This window comes from Streptomyces sp. NPDC003943 (genome assembly GCF_053605265.1).
Genome location: NZ_JBSGIW010000047.1, coordinates 39,741 through 59,045, shown reverse-complemented (window position 1 = coordinate 59,045; position 19,305 = coordinate 39,741). Strand labels below are relative to the sequence as shown.

The following is a 19,305-nucleotide window of genomic DNA, read 5'->3' as shown; positions in this document are numbered from 1 at the left end:
CGCGGTGCGCTGTGCCGTGCCACGGCGGGCGCGGGCGCCGTGTCACGGCCGGGCCTGGCGCCGCGCCCCGGCCGGGCGTTGGCGCTGCTCCGTACCGCGGTCGGGCGACCGAGACGCGGGTCAGGCGACCGTGACGCCGATCTTGCCGACGGTGCCGGCGCCGAAGGCGGCGAAGCCCTGGCCGACCGCCTCCAGGGCGACGCTCTGGGCGATCGGCACCGTCAGGGCGCCGGAGACGACGGCGTCGGCGAGGCGCTGCAGGGTGGCCGGGTCGGGGTTGGCCATCACGGAGGTGACGGTGATGTCGAGCTCGGCGGCCGCCTCCGGGCCGAAGCCCAGGGTGGAGGCCAGCCGGCCGCCGGCGCCGACGAGCGTCGCGACGGCGACGGGGTCGCCGGCCAGGTGGGCGGCGGCGTGCACGCCGTTCGGGGCGATGGCCTTGACCTGGGCGGCCAGGTCGCCGGTGTGGTCGACGACGTGCGCGGCGCCGAGGCCCTTGACGAAGTCGGTCTCCTCGCCCGGCTTGGCGGTGGCGATGACGGTGGCGCCGGCCTTGGCGGCGAGCTGCACCGCGTACGCGCCGACACCGCCGGTCGCGCCGACGATCAGCACGGTCTCGCCCGGCTGCGGGGCGAGGGCGTCGACGACGCCGACGGCGGCCGAGCCGGCCAGGCCGAGCGCACCGGCGTGGGCGCCGTCCAGGCCCTCGGGGGCGGCGGCGATGCCGTAGCCCTCGCCCACCACCACGTAGTCGGCGAGCGCGCCGTCCTGGACGACGGGCTTCATCACGACGCCGAAGACGCGGTCGCCGGCGGCGCGCTCGACGCCCTCACCGACGGCCTCGACGGTGCCGGCGAAGTCCTTGCCGAGCGTCACCGGGAACTTGTGCTCAAGGACGTCCTTCAGGAAGCCGTAGATGACGGCGCCGTCGAAGCCGTTGAGGGAGGAGTGGCTGACCTTGACGAGGATCTCGCCCGGACCGGGGGCCGGCTTGGGCACCTCGGTGACGGTCGGGGCCGCGCCGAATTCGTCGATGGTCACTGCGCGCATGGGTGTTTCCTCTTTCCGATGAAACGGCGGAACGGTGAATGCGGGTGAAGCGGAAGGTGAACGGGATCCGGGATCCGGGATCCGGGTCCGGGATCCAGGTGCCAGGAGCCGGGATCCGGGATCCAGGAGCCGGGACCCAGGTGCCAGGAGCCGGGATCCGAGATCCGGGATCCAGGAGCCGGGACCCAGGAGCCGGGATCCGCGGCCGGTGTCAGGCCACGGCCTGCTCGTACGAGGCCCGCAGCACCGTCGCCGCCACCTCCAGCTCGTCCTCGTCACGCGGCGCGTAGAGCATCACGATGCTGTTCGGGAACTCCGCGCGGCGGGTGATCGGGTGCGGCTCGGTCCAGCCGAGCTCAGTGAGCGTGGCCAGCGAGTCCAGCGGCACGCACAGGTGCATGAACCCGGAGCGGTGGATGTGGCCGAACTCGTCCACCGACGGGTGCAGGAACATCTCGAACGGACGGTTCTGCCGGTTGAGGCGGAGGGCGAGCGAGCCGGGCTCGGAGACCAGGCTGGGGCTGGTGAAGACGCCGGGCAGTTCCTGGGCGCGGGCGACGAGCGCGTCACGGATCTCCCGCGGCGAGAAGTCCTCGAGCTGGTCGTGCGGAATCTCCCGGCCGGTCGTCGCGGGACGGGTCCCCTTGCGCGGGGGCAGAACGCTCAGATCGACGGCCATGGGAATTCCTCCGGTGCGGTGCGGGGTGCGGCGAAGCCGCGCACTTTCCGTGCGCTGGTTACTTCTTGTTTCCGACTGAATTCTGGGCGATCCTTCTGCTGTGGCAGAAGACGGCACTTCAAAAACACCTACGCACATGAATGTTCCCGAGCAGGTCGGAGAGGGTCTCACCACCTGTCAGCTACGGGATGTGCTCGACCGGGTCGGCGACAAATGGAGCGTCCTGATCATGGCGCTGCTCGGCGACGGGCCGCGGCGCTATTCGGAGCTGCGCCGCTCGATCGACGGCATCTCGCAGCGGATGCTGACCCTGACGTTGCGCAGCCTGGAGCGGGACGGTCTGGTGATCCGGACCGTCACGCCGAGCACGCCGCCGCGGGTGGACTACGAGCTGACGCCGGTCGGCCAGACCCTGTCCCGTGAGGTGGCCTCGCTCATCAAGTGGTCCGAGGAGCACCGCGAGTACATCAGCATGTCCCGGCTCACGTTCGACTCGGACTGAGCGCGCACGACGCGGAACGGCCGGCGACCCGCTCTCGGCGGGGCGCCGGCCGTTTCATGTGCGGTACGCGCCGTCAGGAGACGCGCATCTGGGCCATCATGCCCATCGCCGCGTGGTCGAAGATGTGGCAGTGGTAGAGGTACGTCCCCCGGTAACCGGTGAACGTGGCCTGGATCTTGACCGTCTCCCCCGGGTTCAGGTTGACGGTGTCCTTGAGCCCGACCTCGGGACCGGAGGTGATCGGCTTCCCGTTCCGTTCGAGGACCCGGAACTGCACCAGGTGGACGTGGAAGTTGTGCGGGATGATCTTGTTGGCGTTGGTGACGGTCCAGATCTCCGTGGTGCCGTAGGCGATCTCGGTGTCGATCCGGTTCATGTCGTAGCTGGCGTTGTTGATGTAGCCCATGTCCGTGGCCAGGCCGTTCTCGTCCATGCTCAGCGTGAACGAGCGGTTGACCGTGGCCGGCGGCAGGGCCGGGAAGGTGCGCATCTGGTACGGGATGGCGCCGAAGTCCTTCGCACCCGTACTGCCGATCCGGAACTGGAGCACCTTGGTGATCTGGTCCGCAGGGCCGCCGGGCATCGCGTCGGCGGCGTTCCTGAGCTCCACGGTGCTGTTCAGCGGGTACTCGTAGAAGTCGATGAGGATGTCGACGCGCTCGCCCGGGGAGAGCATCACGCTGCTCATGTCCTGCGGCTTCTCGAGCAGTCCGCCGTCGGTGCCGATCAGCGTGAACGCGCCGCTGGACAGGCTGAGGTTGAAGTACCGCATGTTCGACGTGTTGAAGATCCGGAAGCGGTACTGCCGGCGTTCGACGTTGAAGTACGGCCACGCCTTGCCGTTGGCGAGGATGACGTTCCGGTTCATGAAGTCGTCCATGGCGTACACGAGCTGGCCCTGGTCGTCGAAGCGGGCGTCGCGCAGCTGTATCGGCACGTCGTACGCGCCCGTCGGCAGGGTGCTGTTGCTCTTCTCGACGTCGTCGGTGAGCAGGTACGTACCGCTCAGACCGCGGAAGACGTTCTCCGACTCCGCGTGGTGCGCGTGGTCGTGGTACCAGAGGTTCGCGTGCGGCTGGTCGTTCGGGTACGTGTAGGTCTTGGTGCCGCCGTTCGCCGCGATGAGGTCCATCGGGCCGCCGTCGCTGTCCGCCGGCACGTGTGCGCCGTGCAGGTGGACGGAGGTGGCGACGGGCAGGTTGTTCGTCTGCTGCACCACGGCCCGCACGCCCGACTTGGCGCGGATGACCGGGCCGGGGAAGCTGCCGTTGAAGGTGCGGACCCGGGTGAGGCGGCCCGGCAGGATCTCGACGTCCGCCTCCTTCATGGTCATCGCGTAGTAGTCCGCGGTGCCGGTGGAGGAGTACGGGGTGAGCGTCGGCGGGATCGGCATGGCCTGGGTGAACTTGGGCACGGTGGCCGGATCGAGGTCGGCCGCCTGCGCGGTGCCGCTCGCGGCCGGTATCAGCAGGCCGGCGGCGCCGGCCGTACCGGCCACCGCCGCGCCCGCCTTCAGTACGTTTCGACGAGTGATCACGAAAAATCCCCCATGATGCCCCCGGACCGCGGCTCGGCGATGCGGCCGAGACCGGCGTCCGGGAGTAGTCCGTCGTGAACGAGTCCGGCCACGGAGAATCGGACCGGATCATGGCCATAATTCTCCGGTGGCCCCAGGACTTGATCAATGGAGGAAGATTCAGGGGTACGTGCAATTCCGCAGGTCACGCTCGCGCTGTGTCAGTTTTCGGCAAGCGAATGTCAAGATTCCGCCAGGACGGACCGAAGGCCGGTCGGGGCGCCCTAGGCCGGAATTCGTCGTTCCATTGCGATCGTCTCGGCCAATGGCCCGGCCAACGGCTCGGCGAAAGGCTCGGCCGACGACTCGGCCGACGGCTCGACGAAAGACTCCGCGAAAGACTCGGCGATCGACTCGTGGTGCCGGATGACCTCGGCCACGACGAAGCCCAGGAACTTCTCCGCGAAATCCGGTTCGAGCCGGGCCGATTCGGCGATGGCTCTCAGCCGGGCGACCTGCCGGGCCTCCCGGGCCGGGTCGGCCGGCGGCAGACCGTGCTCCGCCTTCAGCTCGCCGACCCGGCGGGTGTGGGTGAAGCGCTCGGCGAGCAGGTGCACGACGGCCGCGTCGAGGTTGTCGATGCTGGCCCGCAGCCGCGCGAGTTCCGCTCGTGCCTCAGCTGTCGTCACGCCTGTCACCCCTGTTGCGCCTGTTGCGCCTGTTGCGCCTGACACGTCCGTCATGCCTGCTCCTCGCGGTGCAGGAACTCCGAGACCAGGAAGGCCAGATCAAGCGACTGGCTGCGGTTGAGCCGCGGGTCGCAGGCCGATTCGTACCGCTCGAAGAGGTCGGGGAAGCCGAGGTCGTGCCCGCCGCCCACGCACTCCGTCACGTCGTCGCCGGTGAGCTCGACGTGGATGCCGCCGGCGTGCGTGCCGAGCGACCTGTGCACCTCGAAGAAGGCGCGGACCTCGCCGAGGATGTCGTCGAAGTGCCGGGTCTTGTGGCCGGACGGGGCCTCGACGGTGTTGCCGTGCATCGGGTCGCAGACCCAGGCCACCCGGGCGCCGGACGCGGTGACCTTCTCGACCAGGCCGGGCAGCACGTCGTGGACCTGGTCGACCCCGAGCCGTACGACGAAGGTGAGCCGGCCCGGCTCGCGGTTCGGGTCGAGCCGGTCGATCAGCCGCAGCGCGGTGTCGGCGGTGGTGCTGGGGCCGAGCTTCACGCCGATCGGGTTGTCGATGCGGGAGAAGTACTCGACGTGGGCGCCGTCGAGGTCCCGGGTGCGCTCGCCGATCCACAGCATGTGGCCGGAGGTGGCGTAGACGCGGCCGGCCTCGGGGTCGTGGCGGGTGAGCGGGGCCTCGTAGTCGAGCAGCAGGCCCTCGTGGGAGACGTAGAACTCGGAGTCGTCGAAGGCGCGCGGGCTGGCGCCGGTGGCCTGCATGAACTTCAACGCGCGGTCGATGCCGTCGGCGATGGCCTCGTACTGCTCGCGCTGCGGGGAGGTGGCGATGAAGTCGCGGTTCCACTCGTGGACCTGGCTGAGGGCCGCGTAGCCGCCGGCGGTGAACGCCCGGACGAGGTTGAGGGTGTTGGAGGACGCCTGGTACATCCGCAGCAACCGCTCCGGGTCGGGGACCCGGGCCTCGGCGGTGAAGGGGAGGCCGTTGACGGCGTCGCCGCGGTAGGTGGGGAGCGTGAGGCCGTCGCGGGTCTCGGTGGGCTTGGAGCGCGGCTTGGCGTACTGGCCGGCGATCCGGCCGACCTTCACGACCGGCATGGCGGCGGCGTAGGTGAGCACGGCGGACATCTGCATCAGCGTGTTCAGCTTGCTGTGCACGGTCTCGGCGGAAACCCGGTCGAAGGTCTCGGCGCAGTCGCCGCCCTGGAGCAGCAGCGCCTCGCCGCGGGCGACGGCGGCGAGCCGGTCCTTGAGCCGGTCGCACTCGCCCGAGAAGACCAGCGGCGGCGCGGCGGCGAGCTCGGCGGTGACGCGGAGGAGGGCGGCGGGGTCGGGGTACTCGGGCTGCTGGGCCGCGGGCAGCCCGCCCCATGTGTTCACCAGTTCGAATTCAAGGGTCGGGTTCTGGGATTTCAAGGTCTCCATGACGGAAGCTCCCGGAGAGGTAGCGAGGCGGGGTGTGACGGTCCCGCCGGGCGCCGCCCGCGAACGGGGACGCCCGGCCGGGACCGCCGGGCTGCGGCGGAGGGGAGCGCCGCAGGTCTTGTGGGACGTCGGTCGGGCCGGTACGGGGTCAGGCGCGCCGGGCGTGCTCGCGCGCGCCCGCGAGCGCCGCCTTCAGCGACTCGGCCGCCATCTGCTGGAAGCCGGCGAGGCGCGGGACATGACCGGACTTGGTCATCTCGGCGTGCAGGAAGGTCAGGTCGTCCGCGAGCGCGATCATGCTGAACGCGGCCTTCAGATAGGGCTCCTGGAAGTCGTACGCGTGCCGGGGCGTCCCCGGGCCGTACGCGCCGCCGCGCGCGGTGACCACGACGACCCGCTTGCCGGCCAGCGGACCGGTGCCGGTCTCGGGGTCGACGACCAGCGGCGCGACGACGACCCGGTCGAGCCACGCCTTGAACGTCGAGGGCAGCGAGAAGTTGTGCATGGGCAGGCCCAGGAGGATCGTGTCGGCCGCGAGCACCTCGTCGACCAGCTCCCAGGTGATCTCCCAGCTCTCCTTCTCCTCCACCGTCCGCGCCGCCCCGCGCGCCTCGTCGAGGTCACGGACGCCGGCCGTCTCGATCCGCTGCATGACGGCCATCTGCGCCCCGTCGATGTGCGGCACGGGCGCGGCCCCGAGGTCGCGGTACACGGTCACGCCGCCCTCGTGCGCGGCCCGCCACGACGCGGCGAACTCGGCCGTGACCCGGCGGGTGGTGGAACCGAGGCGGGCGCTGGTGTCGATGTGGAGCAGGGTGGACATGGGGTGGTCTCTCCTGACGGTCCGGTGCGGTGGGGGTGGAACGGGGATGAGCAGCGCGACGCAGGAGGTCGCGCGCCGGGCAGGCGACGTACGACCCGCCCGCCGGCCCCGCGCGATCGACCCCGGCGAGAGGAGCCCGGGCCTCCCGGGAGGGCGGGAGACCCGGACCCCGGAGCGGGGGCGGGACCGGTGCCGGTGCCGGTGGCTGAGTCCAGTCCGGTGCCTGGGCCCGGACCGGTGCCGGTGCCGGAGCCGTAGCCTGAGCCTGAGTCCAGTCCAGTGCCGGTGCAGGACGAAGCCGGCCCGACAGCCCGGCCAACCGCCAGGCCCGCAGGCCTCGGCCGAGAGACCAAGGGCAGAGAACCAGGCAGCCCGGAAGCCCGGGCCTCCCGGCCCAGTCCGGGGCCCGGCAGGCGTACGGCGGCCCCGCGGATCCAGCCGGAGTGCCGGTCGTGGCCAGGAGGCGGAGCCGAGGACCCGTAGAGCCGGGCCGCCGTCAGACAGCGTCCCCGCGCCCCGGAAGGGTCGGACCGGCCGCCGGCTCAGCCGGGCACGGACCCGACCGGAAGGCCGGAAGCCGGCCCGGCGGCCAAACCGGCTGCCAGGTCCGCAGGCCCCGTGGCCTGCAACTCCGGGGCCGGCCGAGGGGCCGAGGCCCGAGCCCCAGGGGGACCCGGAGACCCCCGTCTCACGGCCCAGGGCGCGAGGCCGGGGCCCCCGTCAGGCAGCCCTTCGCGCGCCCGGCAGGGCGTACTGGGCGTCCGCCGGCTCCGCGGTCACGGACCCGGCCACGGCACCGGACCCCGCAGCCGATCCGGCCACGGCACCGGACCCCGCCGCGCCGGCCACGACGCCCTGGCCCGGCATCGGGCCGACGGCCGCGCCCGCGCCCGCCCACCGCGGATAGCTCCCCAGGAAGCGCGCGCCCGCGCCGACCGCCGGCAGGGCCGACAGGGCGCCGCGGACCGCCGGGTTCTCGACGTGGCCGTCGAGGTCGACGAAGTAGCGGTAGCTGCCGAGGCGTTCGCCGGTGGGCCAGGAGTGGATGCGGCTCACCGGAATGCCGCGGCCCGAGAAGAGGCCGAGGACGTCCGCGAGGCGGGACGGGCCGCCGTCGGCGGTGGTGACGACGAGGGAGGTGCGGTCGCGTTCGGTGCGGGCGGCCGGGAGCCAGGCCGGGGCGACCGCGACGAAGCGGGTGACCGCTCCGCCGCGGCGGCCGAGGCCCTCGGCCAGGATCCGGAGCCCGTACCGCTCGGCCGCCGGCGGGGCGGCGATGGCCGCCGTCCCGCCGTGCGCGCCCGCCGCCGCGGCCGCCGTGGAGTCGGCGGGCACGGTACGGGCGTCCGGGAGGTGCTCGGCCAGCCAGCCCGCGCACTGCGCGAGCGCGTGCGGGTGGCTGACCACCTCCCGTACGTCCGCCAGCTCCGTGCCCTCCGGCGCCATCAGGGCGAAGGTCACCGCGAGTTCCACCTCGCCGATGATGTGCAGCTCCGCCTCGGCCAGCTGGTCCATGGTGGCGGGCACGACGCCCTTCACCGAGTTCTCCAGCGGGACGACGGCGACCGCGCAGTCACCGCGCCGTACGGCGTCGAGCGCCGCCGGCACGCTGGGGTACGGCCGACGGGGCAGTTCCTCCGCGTAGCCGGGCAGCCTGCGCAGCGCCGCCTCCGTGAAGGTGCCCTCCGGGCCCAGATAGGCGTATGAGGCGAAGGTCATGGCCGGGGCACCCGTCAGCTCTCGATCACCCGGTGGAACGCGACCGTGTCGAAGATGTCCTCCATGCGCACGGCCTTGCCGTCGCGGAACGTCCACGAGTGGACGAACTGCAGCGTCTCGGTGTGGCCGGAGCGGGAGGTGACGTCACGGACGCCGAAGACGACGACCCGGTCGCCGTTGTCGAGGAACTCCAGCGGCTGGAGCTTCATCCCGCCGAGCACGGTCGGGACGTGGGCCAGGAAGGCGCGGACGCCGGCGTGGCCGTGCTTGGTGCCGCCGAGGCCGTACTTGTCCATGGTCTCGGGGTGGATCCACTGCATGTCCTCGGCCATGGTCGCGACGAGCGCGTCGATGTCACGGTCGCGGAAGGCCGCGTACGCGGCGTGGATCAGGTCCAGGTTGCTCGAGGTGGTGGTCGAGGCGGGGGTCGAGGTGGGGGTCGTGGTGGTCATCTGCGCGGTGCCTCAGGCCTTCTTCGCGTACTCGGGATACATGGACTCGACCGTGCGGCGGATGCCCTCGCGCCAGTCGACCTTGCACGGGCCGGTCAGCTGCTTCCGCAGCGTCGGGTCGAACTGGTAGGTCTCGCGGGTGACCTCGCTCGGCGCCAGCTTGGCCTCGACGCCGGTGAGCTCCTCCAGGTAGCGGACGCAGTCGGTCATGCCGACGGACTCGTCGCCGCCCCAGTTGGTGAGGGTGGCGGGCACGGTCGCCGCGTTCCACAGGTGCGGGACCTGCTCGATCAGGTCGTCGGTGTAGAGCAGGGAGCACCAGTTCTGGCCCTCGATCGGGACCGGGATGGGCTCGCCGGCGAGCATCCGCTTGAAGTAGATCATCGGCACGCCGCCGTAACCGCCGGGCCCGTACGCGATGTTGAGGCGGGCGATGATGGTGGGCAGGCCGAGCGTCTGCGCGTACGCGCGGACCGCGCCCTCCGTGGCTATCTTGACGACCGGGTAGACCGGAAGCCAGTCGGCGACGCCGTCGACCGGGTCGGTCTCCTTGTACTTGTGGTCGAGCGTCTGGCGCTTGTAGAGCGCGCCGGTCGACACGTACAGGAAGGCCTCGGCCGTACGGCAGTGGGTCATCAGGCGCCCGGCGGCGACCGTGTTGACCTCGATGGCGTTGTTGAAGTCGCCGTCCTCACCGCGGTTCACGGCGGAGTGGATGACGTGCGTGAAGTCCTCGGGCAGGCCCTTGAGGCTTTCCTCGCTGGTGTCGTTCATGTCCCAGCGGAAGGTGGTGATGCCGTGCTCGCGCAGCGCCTCCTCCGAACCCGGGGAGCCGAAGCGGCCCAGCGCCCAGACCTCGTTGTCCTTGGCCAGCGCCTTGGCGACCGGGCCGGCCACCTGTCCGGTGCCGCCGGTGACCAGGATCTTCTTGCCTTGCATGGTGGTTCAATCCCCTCAGATTGATCTCAGATTTGATCGCGGAACTGACGTTTTGCCGCCGCCTGCGCGCCTACTTGCCGTCGCCAAGCGCCCGGTCGAGCTCCTTGCGGAGGATCGACTGGAAGCTCGCCACGTGCTGCGGGCCCATGAGCGTGTAGTGCTCGCCGGGGACGTCGATGAAGTTGACGTCGTCGGAGTGCTCCTTCCAGCGGCTCAGCTCATTGTTGAGCCAGTCTTCCTTGGTCCCGCGCAGCGGGATCGCGTAGAAGACCGACATGCCGCGCACCCGGCCGGACGGGGAGTAGGTGCGGCCCAGGTTGGTGAGGCCGTCGGCGAGCTCGGCCCAGGCCGTGAACTTGGGCAGGTCCAGGTCGAGTTCGGCGAGGCGGGCCTGCGGCGCGTTGTCGATGAAGTAGGCGAGCTGCTCCTCCTTCGACAGGTGGCGCAGCTGCTTCGGGAGTTCGAGCGACTGCTTCTTGTCGATGAGCGCCAGGAAGAAGGCGAGGTTGGCGGCGGTCTCGACGAAGTCGAGCTCGTCCATGCGGTACTTGATGTGCGGCGGCAGGTTGAAGCTGCCGACGAAGTCGACCTTCTCGCCCTCGGCCTCCAGGACCTTGGCCATCTCGAAGGCGACGGCGCCGCCGTACGAGTAGCCGGCCAGCGCGTAGGGGCCGTGCGGCTGCTTCTCGCGGATGGCGGCCACGTAGGTGGAGACCATCTCCTCGAAGCTCTCGAAGGGCTTCTCGCCGGGGTTGAAGCCGCGGGCGCGGAGCGCGTAGAACGGCCGGTCGCCGACGAAGTACTTGGCGAGGTTGACGAAGACGAGGACCTCGCCGACGCCCGGGTGGACGCAGAACAGCGGCGTCTTGTCGCCGATCACCTGCATGGGCACGATCGGGTCGTACGGGCGCTCCACGACGCCGCTGGCGTCCTCGGCGAGCCGGGCGGCGAGCTGGCGGACGGTGGGGTTGGTGAGGACGGTGATGACCTGGAGGTCGTTCGCGCCGAGGCGCTGGGCGACCAGGCTGCGCAGCCGCAGGATGTCGAGCGAGGTGCCGCCGAGGTCGAAGAAGTTGGCGGTGGCGCTCAGCTTCGCCGGGTCGGTGTCGAACATCTCGGCGTAGATGCCGGCGAGGACCGTCTCGGTCTCGCCCTCGGGCGCGGTGTAGCCGCCGAGGCGGCGCAGGATGAGGTCGGCGACGGCGTCGACGGTCTCGGCGTACGCGCCGGCCTCCAGGCGCTTGCGCATCAGCGGGCGCTGGATCTTGCCGAGGCTGGTCTTGGGGAAGGCGTCCTTCGGCAGCGGCAGGATCAGCGAGGGGCGGAAGCCCCAGTGCATGACGACGCTGGAGCGGACGGCGGAGAGCACGCGGTAGAGGGCGAGTTCGTCGCCCTCCTCGGTCTCCGGGTGGAAGGCGATGACGAGCTGCTCGGTGTCGGAGCCGGGGGCGCGGGTCGGGAAGGCGGCGACGTAGGAGCGGGCGACGTCGTCGAGCTCCTGGAGCAGGGTCTCGATGTCGTGGCTGAAGTAGTTGACGCCGTTGACGATGATGCTGTCCTTGCTGCGCCCGACCAGGGTGAGCCGGCCCTCGTCGATCCGGCCGAGGTCGCCGCTGCGGAACCAGCCGTCGGCGGTGAAGGCCTCCTTGGTGGCCTGCTCGTTGTTGTGGTAGCCGGGCGTGATCATCGGGCCGATGAGCTGGAGCTCGCCGACCTCGCCCTCGCCGAGCGGGCGGTCGAGCTCGTCGGCGACGCGGATCCGCAGGCCGTCGACGGGGCGGCCGAGGTTGGCGAACTCCTGGCCCTGGTCGGAGAGCGGGAACTCGCGGGAGTAGATGGAGCCGGCGCAGGTCTCGGTCATGCCGAAGGCGGGCCACACGGTGTCGCCCTTGAGGCCGTACGGCGCGAAACGCTCCAGGAAGGTCTCGCCGGTGGTGCGGACGACGGCCTCGCCGCCGCTGATGATGTGGCGCAGCTTGGACAGGTCCACCGGGCCGTTCTCGGTGAGCCGGTCGGCGGAAGCGTTGAGCAGGCCGAGCAGGAAGTTCGGGGTGAACGTCATGGTGACGCCGTAGCGGGAGATCAGCCGCAGGAAGTCGAGCGGCTCGCCGAGGACGACGGTGGCCTGGACGTGCAGCTGGGTGGCGCCGACGGACAGCGGGAGCAGGTGGCACTCCAGGAGCGCGGCGACGTGGTCGAAGGAGACCCAGTTGAGCGAGATGTCGTCGGCGCCGATGCGGTGGGCGCTGTTCTTGCCGGCCATGGAGGCGAGCAGGTTGGCGTGGGTGAGGCGGACGGCCTTGGAGTTGCCGGTGGAGCCGGAGGTGAGGACGAGCAGCGCGGTGTCCTCCGGCGCGGCCTCGTGCAGCGTCGCGGTGTCGGCCGGCTCGGCCCCGTACAGCGTCTCCAGGGCGGTGACGGCCAGGCCCTCGACGCGGGGCAGTTCGGCGGCGAGGGACTCGCTGGTGACGACCAGCGGGTGGTCCAGGAGGGTGTCGACGTGCCCGAGCTGGGCGGCCCAGCGCTCCGGGTCGCCGCCGAGCGGGGCCATCGGCACTGGTATGTAGCCGCCGAGGAGGCAGGCCCAGAAGGCGGTCAGGAACTCCTGCGGGCGCTCCAGGAGCAGCACGACCTTGTCCTGCGGGGCGAGGCCGCGGTCGCGCAGGGCGGTGAGGACCCGGCGGGCCTCGCGGACGAGCTCGGGATACGGCTGGAGGTGGCTGTCCTCGGAAGTGGCATCGCCCTCGTGGTAGAGGACCCCGTTGCCGGGGTGGTCCTCCGCCGCCTGGAGCAGCAGGTCGGCGACGGTCCGGATCGATGGGATGGCCACGGTCATGGCGATGTCCTCTCTTCGCTGAGTGGGGTGTACGGTGCGGGCGCTCCGCGCGAGGGCCGTGCACACGGTTCGCGTGAGGGGCCCTGTGACGGGTCCGGAAACACGGCCGCCGCCGGCCGCGGGATGGGCGGCGCGACGGCGGCGTCGGGTTTCGTGGGGGCGGGGATCTACCGGGCCGGAAGGGTGCTTCCGGCTGGGCTGGTCACACGGTGGAGGCAACGCACCGGACCTTGACAACCAGCTTCTTCGGTTGGGCCGCCGGGTTCAATGGGCATCGTGTCAGAGCTCTGTCGGGTTTCTCAAATCCCGGTCGGTGTGTGCGGGTTGTCATGGATTTCGGTCGGGGACGCGATCCGGTGGAGGCGCGGTGCGCGGGTGGCGGACCGCGGTGCGCGGACGGCGAGCGCGCCGTGATGGCGGGGGCCGCACGGCAGGTCGTACACGGTCCAGCCGGCCGGTTCGCCGGTGAGGTCGTCCAGTGTGGTGGCCCGGCCCAGGCCGGTGCCGATGCCCTTCAGATACGCCTCCTTGCGGGCCCAGATCCGGCTCAGGACGGCCGCCCCGCGCTCCGGGTCGGCGGCGGCCTCGACCTCCGACCGCTCGCGCGGATGCAGCGCGGGCAGCAGGTCCCGTACGGCCGTGGGGACTTGGGCGCACTCGACGTCGGCGCCGACCGGGACGGGCGCGGTCGCGACGAGGACGCGGCCCCGGGTGTGCGACAGCGAGAAGTGCACCGGCGGCTCCGGCACGGCGAGCACCGGCCGCCCGTGCGGCGCCCCGCAGCACGGGCAGGGCTCCCGCGCGAAGACGAGGTCGCCGGGCCGCTCACCGAGCAGCCGCCCGAGGACGGCGCGCAGCGCGACGTGCGCGGCGGTGTAGAGCCGCCGGTCCTCGGCCCGGAGGAAGGCGGCGGCGCGCTCGCGTTCGTGGGCGTCGAGGGTGGCGGTGTCGAGGTCGTCGGCGGAGCTCTCGGCGAGCTCCAGAAGCCAGGCTTCGGCCTGCATGGTGCGGTGTCCTCACGGGGCGGCGACGGGCACAGACCTCGCCCCGCCGGCCTCGGGGGCGGGCGGGGCGAGAGGGGTGCGGTGTTGTGGGGTTGCGGGGTTGAGGGGTTGAGGGCTTGAGGCGGGACGCGTGCCGCTGTCGTTACGGCGTCCCGGTCGTCGCCGGGGTGCGGCGGCGGCTGAAGGTGCCGTCGACGTCGGCCTCCGCGTAGTAGGTGCGGCCGCCCAGGTTGCGGCGGCGCCAGCGCTGCTCGCTGGCGAGGCGGTACACGGTGCCGGTGGGCGCGCCGAAGAGCTCGGCGATGTCCCGGGCGGTGAGCCAGCGTTCGCCCGATTCGGGGGCGGCCGCGCGGCGCAGCCGGGACCAGTCGGGGGCGCCCCAGCGGTGCGCCCGGTCGGCGTCGCACTCGATGTGGCGGGCGCCGGGCGGGACGGCGAGCCGGCCCGTGCAGCCGGGCTCCACGCAGGGCCCGACCGGCAGTTCGCGGGCGGGCTCGGCGCGGGCCACCCGGCGGGCCGCGCGGGCCAGCCGGTGCAGCTCGCGGGTGGCGTCGGCGGCGGCCGGGTGCGCGGCGAGCCACTCGGCGCTGCGCAGCACGAACGCCGCGAGGTGGGCCGGATTGCGCCGGGGTGCCGGGAAGCGGCGTTCGTCGGCGATGAGTCCGCTCCAGGAGGCGAGGGTGGCGACGATCGCCGAACGCACCTCGGCCGCCGGGCCGTTGAGGGGAATCCCGGCGGGCGCGCCGCCGGTGCCGCGCCGTTCGCCGCCGCCGCGTGCGGGGCCGCCGCCGCCGAGCAGCCGCTCACACTCGGCGTAGAGGCCGGGCAGCTCCTCGACCGTGGCGACCAGCCGGGTGAGACAGGTGGGGCAGAGCCGGAGCCCCGGTCGCGCGGATCGTTTCGTGCCGCCGTCGGCGGCGTTTCGCCTGCATTCCTCGCCCACGCACATGGTCCGTGGAGGGATGTGCGTTCCCGGGTGAGTCATTTTCTTTTTTCCGTCCTGTTCCGAAGCCTGCCGAAATGCGCACTGAGCGGAATGGATGTCTAAATCCACCGGATTTCACCCGTGGCCGAGTCTGAATCCGACTCCGCGAATGGTGACGATCCAGTCAGGACAGCCGAGCTTGCTGCGCAGGCTGCTGACATGCGTGTCGACGGTGCGACGGGACCAGGAATCCCCCCAGATCTGCTGCATGAGCTTTTTGCGCGGCACGACGTTTCCGGGATTGGAGGCGAGCAGATAAAGGACGTCGAACTCCTTGCGGGTGACGTCGATCCGCTTTCCGTCCAGGCTGACCTGCCGGGCCCCGGCGTCGATGCGCAGCGGCCCCTGGTCGATGACGTCCACGGTCTGCGGCCGGGGCTTCGCGCGGCGCATGACGGCCTGCATGCGGGCCATCAGCTCGTGGAACCCGTACGGCTTGACCATGTAGTCGTCGGCACCGGCCTGCAGGCCGAGGACACGGTCGAGCTCGGTGCCGCGCGCGGTGAGCGCGATGATCGGGGTCTCGCCGGCGGCGCGGATGGCCCGGCAGACCTCCAGGCCGTCCAGGTCCGGCAGTTCGAGATCGATGAGGACGAGGTCGGTGTTGCCGTAGACCTGCAGGGCGGCGCCGCCCGTCTCGACCCTGGTCACCTGGTGGCCGTGCCGGCGGAGGCCCGCCATCAGCGACTCCGCGTACGTGAGGTCGCGCTCCACCACCAGGATCCGCCAGACTTCGCCGGCCGCGGCGGGAATTATGTTTTCCGATATGAGAGGTGCAGGTTTTTCTTGCGTACGCTGACTCATCATCTCCCCCATGGACTAGTGTCCCCAGGAGTCTAAAAACCGCCGCTTCGCTTTGTCAAAGATCCCCGACGTAAACACGTCATGTCGACGGAGTAACGCGGATCATCGAATCGCTCTGGAATGTTCGGGGAATTTTTTTAATCTCCGAGGATACACGGCGCGGGTGTGCGCCCCGTGCCGGGCGAAGCATTCCGGACACCCCCCGTGGGGCTTTGGGCAGGGCTCGGGCGGTACCGGGGGCCCGCCCCGCCGGTCAGGGCGGTCCGAGGCTCGGCCGAAAACAGTCAGGAACACGCGTGTGCGCTGCCCACCCGCATGTGCGCCGAGGGTCCGTTCCGCATATTGAGACCTCCTGGATCCGGCATGGGATTCTCTTTGCCAGGGACCGCGGACGGATGTGTCGGGGGTCACTTCCGGCCACATTGGCGGAACCGGAGGTTCAGGTCTCAGGCCGTCCGCTTGTGCGGAGTCGCCTTCTTCGCGGGCTCCTTCTTCGCAGCCTTCGTCGCCTTCGTGGCCTTTGCCGCCTTCGTCGCCTTCGCGGCCTGCTTCTTCGCCGCGGTGGACCTGGTGGCGGTGGACTTGGTGGCGGTGGCGGTGGACTTCGCGGCGGCCGTCTTCGCCGTCTTCGCCGTGGACTTCCGGGCCGGTGCCGCCGTCTTCTTCGCCGCCGTGCGGGCCGTGGACTTCTTCGCCCCGGTCTCCTTGGGCTCGGCCCGGGACGCCGCCGCCCGCCCACGCGGCCGGAGCTCGGTGATCTCGGCCGACTCGCCGCGGGCCTCCTTCGCCGCGCGCACGCTGCTCTCCAGGGCCGCCATCAGGTCGATGACCTTGCCGCCGCCCGCCGCCGCGGGCTCCGCGGGCGCCACGGCCCCGCCGCCCTCCGCCTTGGCCGCGATCATCTCCTCGACGGCCTCGCGGTAGTCGTCGTGCAGGCTGGTGATGTCGACCTCGCCGAGCGTGGCCATCAGGGCGTCCGCCAGGTCGAGTTCGGCCTCCCGCACGGTCACCTGGGTCTCGGGCGCGACGCCCTCCGGGGCGCGGATCTCGTCCGGCCAGAGCAGTCCGTGCATGGCGATCACGTCGTCGACGACGCGCAGCATGCCGAGCCGCTCCCGCCCGCGCAGCGCGTACTTCGCGACGGCCACCTTGTCGCTGCGCTTCAGCGCCTCGCGGAGGAGGGTGTACGGCTTGGCGGCGGGCACACCGTTGGCCGAGAGGTAGTACGCGGCGTCCATCTGGAGCGGGTCGATGTCGCCGGCCGGCACGAAGGCCACGATCTCGATCGTCTTCGCCGTCGGCAGCGGCAGCGCGGCCAGGTCCTCGTCGGTGATCGGGATCATGGACCCGTCGGCGTCCTCGTACGCCTTGCCGATCTCGGCCTGGGTGACCTCCTCGCCGTCCAGCTCGCACACCTTCTTGTAGCGGATCCGGCCGCCGTCCTCGGTGTGGATCTGCCGGAAGGAGACCGACCGGCTCTCGGTGGCGTTGACCAGCTTGATCGGGATGCTGACCAGGCCGAAGGATATGGCCCCGTTCCAGATGGATCGCACGCTTCATCCCCTTCGTCCTGGTAACCGTGGGATTCTCATCGTATGACGCCCATCACAGAGGTGGCGGGACGGCGGATCGCCCTGAGCAACCTGGACAAGGTCCTGCACCCGGCCACCGGCACCACCAAGGGCGAGCTGCTGCACTACTACGCCACGGTCGGGGCCGCGATCCTGCCGCATCTGCGGGACCGGCCGGTCTCCTTCCTGCGCTACCCGGACGGCCCGGACGGCCAGCTCTTCTTCACCAAGAACCCGCCGCCCGGCACGCCCGACTGGGTGAGCACCGCCCCCGTGCCCCGCTCCGACGCCCCGGGCGCCCGGCAGGTGCTGGTCCAGGACCTGCCGTCGCTGATGTGGGCGGCGAACCTGGTGGTGGAGTTCCACACCCCGCAGTGGCGGGACGGCTCGCTCGGCGTCGCCGACCGGCTGGTCCTCGACCTCGACCCGGGCCCGCCCGCGACCGTCGTCGAGTGCTGCCGGGTCGCCCTCCACCTGCGGGAACGGCTCGCGGCCGACGGCCTCACGGCGTACGCGAAGACCTCCGGCGCCAAGGGCCTGCACCTCCTCGCGCCCCTGGAGCCGGCCCCGTCCGCGCAGGTCTCGGCGTACGCGCGGAAGCTCGCCGTCGAGGCGGAGGCCGAGCTGCCCCGGCTCGTCGTGCACAAGATGGCCAAGGCGCTGCGCCCCGGCAAGGTCTTCGTCGACCACAGCCAGAACGCCGCGGCGAAGACCACCGCGACCCCCTACACCCTGCGGGCCCGCCGTCTGCCGGCCGTCTCCGCGCCCGTCACCTGGGAGGAGGTCGAGGAGACCGCCGGGGCCGGGGACCCGGACCGGCTCGTCCTGCTCATGGACGACATCGCGCCCCGCCTGGACGCGTACGGCGGCGACCTGCTCGCCCCGCTCTTCGACCCGGCCGTCGCCGGAGCCCTGCCGTGACCCGGGACCGGAACCCCGCCGTGACCGGGGACGGGGGCGACGTGGTGCTGCGGCCGCCCGTCGAGGTGATGCGGCCCCGGTCCGCCGACGCGATCCCGCCGCAGGGCTCCATCCCCGGCGGCTTCCAGTACTCCCTCAAGCTCGACGGCTTCCGCGCGCTCGCCTTCGCGCTCGGCGGCGGCCAGGTCTTCCTCCAGTCCCGCAACCGGCGCGACCTCGCCCCCGAGTTCCCGACCGTCGCCGCCTACCTGGGCGAGCGCCTGCCGCCCGGCATCGTCCTGGACGGCGAGCTCTGCGCGTACCGCGAGGGCCGGATCAGCTTCACCGACCTGCTGCGCTCGCACCGGGAGCGCGAGCGGGCCGGCATCCCCGTCTCGTACATCGCCTTCGACCTGCTCGCGCTGCCCGGCCACGACCTGCGCGGCCGGCCGCTGCGCGAGCGCTGGGAACTGCTCGGCGCGGCTCTCGCCGGCACCGGACCGCCGCTCCAGCGGGTGCTCGCCACCGACGACGAGGCGACGGCACGCGAGTGGTTCGGCGCGCTGCGGGAGGCGGGCGTGGAGGGAGTGGTGGCGAAGGCGTGGAACTCGGCCTACCGGTCCGGTCACACCTGGCAGTGGCGGAAGGTCCGGCACGCGGACACCCAAGACGCCCTGCTCGTCGGGGTGTTCGGCCCGCCGGACCGCCCGCAGGCGGCCCTGGTCCGCCTCCCCGACGGCCGGACCCTGCGCACCACGCCCCGGCTGACCGGCCCGCAGGCCCGCGAGGTCGCCGAGTGGGCGGCGGGGCGGCTCGGCGCGCCGGTGACGGACCCGGAGCACGGGCCCGTGCGCCCGCTGGCCGATCCGCTGCCCGTGGAACTGCTGCTGATCCGGACCCGCCAGGACGTCGCACGCTTCGTACGCGTGCGGGACGAGCCGGCGGACGATCCGGCGAGCGATCCGGCGAGCGATCCAGCCCCCGACAATGACCTCCACACCGGGCCCCGCGCCGGGCCCCGCGCCGGGCCCCGCGCCGGGCCGGTGCCGGCCCCCGGCGAAGGCGACGACACGCCGGCGACCCCGCCCCAGGCCGACAAGCGTCCACACGGCTGAATCCCGACTCCCCCTCCGCTCCGCCCGGTTCAGGACAAACTCCCTGTGCGCCCGCCACGCGCGCCCCGGGATGCGCCCCGGCACACAAGTGCGCCGGTAGGACGGGCGCGGAGCGCGGTGCGGATCCGCCGGAGGGGGTGTAAGGGGCGCGGTGGAGCGCCGGGCCGGGGGCCGGCCGGGGTCCCGCACCCGCCCGGACGTGGCGCAAAGCGAACGCCCGGGCGGGGCTTACCGGGCAGGCTCCCGCAGGCGGGGCCTTGTTGTCGGTGCGTTGGTGCACACTTGCGTCCTGGTACA

The 19,305-nt window shown here is 71.9% G+C and carries 17 protein-coding genes; 3 read left to right on the top strand and 14 right to left on the bottom strand.

All coding sequences use genetic code 11. From position 1 onward, the window contains the following. Nucleotides 1-120: 120 nt before the first annotated feature. Together ACWEV0_RS20385 and ACWEV0_RS20380 are read right to left on the bottom strand one after the other, a co-directional pair. Nucleotides 121-1,050, bottom strand: a complete 930-nt coding sequence (locus ACWEV0_RS20385) for an NADP-dependent oxidoreductase (RefSeq protein ID WP_453150737.1) — start codon at nt 1,048-1,050, stop codon at nt 121-123. Nucleotides 1,051-1,261: 211 nt separating this feature from the next. After that, a complete protein-coding gene (locus tag ACWEV0_RS20380; protein ID WP_453150736.1) occupies nt 1,262-1,729 on the bottom strand; it encodes a luciferase domain-containing protein in 468 nt (155 codons plus the stop codon). 136 nt (nt 1,730-1,865) lie between these two features. Between ACWEV0_RS20380 and ACWEV0_RS20375 the strand changes: the two genes are divergently transcribed. After that, on the top strand, nt 1,866-2,231 hold the full coding sequence (locus tag ACWEV0_RS20375; protein ID WP_451607291.1) for a winged helix-turn-helix transcriptional regulator: 366 nt from the start codon (nt 1,866-1,868) through the stop codon (nt 2,229-2,231). 73 nt (nt 2,232-2,304) lie between these two features. On the opposite strand, the gene ACWEV0_RS20370 is transcribed toward ACWEV0_RS20375, so the two are convergent. The 12 genes from ACWEV0_RS20370 to ku all read right to left on the bottom strand — a co-directional run bounded on the left by ACWEV0_RS20370 (nt 2,305) and on the right by ku (nt 16,975). Beyond that, nucleotides 2,305-3,768 (bottom strand): multicopper oxidase family protein, encoded by a 1,464-nt coding sequence (locus ACWEV0_RS20370; protein WP_453150734.1) that lies wholly within the window; start codon nt 3,766-3,768, stop codon nt 2,305-2,307. A gap of 263 nt (nt 3,769-4,031) precedes the next feature. Continuing rightward, nucleotides 4,032-4,490 (bottom strand): chorismate mutase, encoded by a 459-nt coding sequence (locus tag ACWEV0_RS20365; RefSeq protein ID WP_453150733.1) that lies wholly within the window; start codon nt 4,488-4,490, stop codon nt 4,032-4,034. Then, the gene (locus ACWEV0_RS20360; RefSeq protein WP_453150732.1) at nt 4,487-5,860 is read right to left on the bottom strand and encodes a class II 3-deoxy-7-phosphoheptulonate synthase; all 1,374 of its coding nucleotides are present in this window, start codon (nt 5,858-5,860) and stop codon (nt 4,487-4,489) included. The genes ACWEV0_RS20365 and ACWEV0_RS20360 overlap by 4 nt, the downstream gene beginning before the upstream one ends. Before the next feature lie 148 nt (nt 5,861-6,008). Next, nucleotides 6,009-6,683: an FMN-dependent NADH-azoreductase gene (locus ACWEV0_RS20355; RefSeq protein WP_453150731.1), complete on the bottom strand. Its 675-nt coding sequence runs from the start codon at nt 6,681-6,683 to the stop codon at nt 6,009-6,011. 720 nt (nt 6,684-7,403) lie between these two features. Next, a complete protein-coding gene (gene pheA, locus ACWEV0_RS20350; RefSeq protein ID WP_453150730.1) occupies nt 7,404-8,402 on the bottom strand; it encodes a prephenate dehydratase in 999 nt (332 codons plus the stop codon). Nucleotides 8,403-8,416: 14 nt separating this feature from the next. After that, nucleotides 8,417-8,854 (bottom strand): nuclear transport factor 2 family protein, encoded by a 438-nt coding sequence (locus ACWEV0_RS20345; protein WP_453150729.1) that lies wholly within the window; start codon nt 8,852-8,854, stop codon nt 8,417-8,419. A 12-nt stretch (nt 8,855-8,866) separates the two neighbouring features. After that, complete coding sequence (locus ACWEV0_RS20340; RefSeq protein ID WP_453150728.1) at nt 8,867-9,793, bottom strand: NAD-dependent epimerase/dehydratase family protein; 927 nt, start codon at nt 9,791-9,793, stop codon at nt 8,867-8,869. Nucleotides 9,794-9,863: 70 nt separating this feature from the next. Further along, nucleotides 9,864-12,629, bottom strand: a complete 2,766-nt coding sequence (locus tag ACWEV0_RS20335) for an alpha/beta fold hydrolase (protein ID WP_453150727.1) — start codon at nt 12,627-12,629, stop codon at nt 9,864-9,866. A gap of 299 nt (nt 12,630-12,928) precedes the next feature. Continuing rightward, complete coding sequence (locus tag ACWEV0_RS20330; RefSeq protein ID WP_453150726.1) at nt 12,929-13,633, bottom strand: 4'-phosphopantetheinyl transferase family protein; 705 nt, start codon at nt 13,631-13,633, stop codon at nt 12,929-12,931. Between the two features lie 142 nt (nt 13,634-13,775). Beyond that, nucleotides 13,776-14,576: a helix-turn-helix domain-containing protein gene (locus tag ACWEV0_RS20325; protein ID WP_453150725.1), complete on the bottom strand. Its 801-nt coding sequence runs from the start codon at nt 14,574-14,576 to the stop codon at nt 13,776-13,778. Between the two features lie 117 nt (nt 14,577-14,693). Next, nucleotides 14,694-15,332: a response regulator transcription factor gene (locus ACWEV0_RS20320; RefSeq protein WP_453150724.1), complete on the bottom strand. Its 639-nt coding sequence runs from the start codon at nt 15,330-15,332 to the stop codon at nt 14,694-14,696. Nucleotides 15,333-15,868: 536 nt separating this feature from the next. Beyond that, the gene (gene ku, locus ACWEV0_RS20315; RefSeq protein WP_453150723.1) at nt 15,869-16,975 is read right to left on the bottom strand and encodes a non-homologous end joining protein Ku; all 1,107 of its coding nucleotides are present in this window, start codon (nt 16,973-16,975) and stop codon (nt 15,869-15,871) included. Between the two features lie 42 nt (nt 16,976-17,017). Here ku and ligD point away from each other — a divergent pair, with 42 nt between their 5' ends. Together ligD and ACWEV0_RS20305 are read left to right on the top strand one after the other, a co-directional pair. Continuing rightward, on the top strand, nt 17,018-17,914 hold the full coding sequence (gene ligD, locus ACWEV0_RS20310) for a non-homologous end-joining DNA ligase (protein WP_453150722.1): 897 nt from the start codon (nt 17,018-17,020) through the stop codon (nt 17,912-17,914). Beyond that, the gene (locus tag ACWEV0_RS20305) at nt 17,911-19,008 is read left to right on the top strand and encodes an ATP-dependent DNA ligase (RefSeq protein ID WP_453150721.1); all 1,098 of its coding nucleotides are present in this window, start codon (nt 17,911-17,913) and stop codon (nt 19,006-19,008) included. The genes ligD and ACWEV0_RS20305 overlap by 4 nt, the downstream gene beginning before the upstream one ends. Nucleotides 19,009-19,305: the final 297 nt, after the last annotated feature.

Excerpts from the sequence above, each read along its gene's own strand:
- ACWEV0_RS20345 (WP_453150729.1), bottom strand. The coding sequence starts at position 8,854 with ATGACCACCACGACCCCCACCTCGACCCCCGCCTCGACCACCACCTCG.
- ACWEV0_RS20335 (WP_453150727.1), bottom strand. The coding sequence starts at position 12,629 with ATGACCGTGGCCATCCCATCGATCCGGACCGTCGCCGACCTGCTGCTC.
- ACWEV0_RS20380 (WP_453150736.1), bottom strand. The coding sequence starts at position 1,729 with ATGGCCGTCGATCTGAGCGTTCTGCCCCCGCGCAAGGGGACCCGTCCC.
- ACWEV0_RS20365 (WP_453150733.1), bottom strand. The coding sequence starts at position 4,490 with ATGACGGACGTGTCAGGCGCAACAGGCGCAACAGGCGCAACAGGGGTG.
- ACWEV0_RS20340 (WP_453150728.1), bottom strand. The coding sequence starts at position 9,793 with ATGCAAGGCAAGAAGATCCTGGTCACCGGCGGCACCGGACAGGTGGCC.
- ACWEV0_RS20355 (WP_453150731.1), bottom strand. The coding sequence starts at position 6,683 with ATGTCCACCCTGCTCCACATCGACACCAGCGCCCGCCTCGGTTCCACC.
- ACWEV0_RS20360 (WP_453150732.1), bottom strand. The coding sequence starts at position 5,860 with ATGGAGACCTTGAAATCCCAGAACCCGACCCTTGAATTCGAACTGGTG.
- ACWEV0_RS20385 (WP_453150737.1), bottom strand. The coding sequence starts at position 1,050 with ATGCGCGCAGTGACCATCGACGAATTCGGCGCGGCCCCGACCGTCACC.
- pheA (WP_453150730.1), bottom strand. The coding sequence starts at position 8,402 with ATGACCTTCGCCTCATACGCCTATCTGGGCCCGGAGGGCACCTTCACG.
- ACWEV0_RS20375 (WP_451607291.1), top strand. The coding sequence starts at position 1,866 with ATGAATGTTCCCGAGCAGGTCGGAGAGGGTCTCACCACCTGTCAGCTA.
- ACWEV0_RS20330 (WP_453150726.1), bottom strand. The coding sequence starts at position 13,633 with ATGCAGGCCGAAGCCTGGCTTCTGGAGCTCGCCGAGAGCTCCGCCGAC.
- ligD (WP_453150722.1), top strand. The coding sequence starts at position 17,018 with ATGACGCCCATCACAGAGGTGGCGGGACGGCGGATCGCCCTGAGCAAC.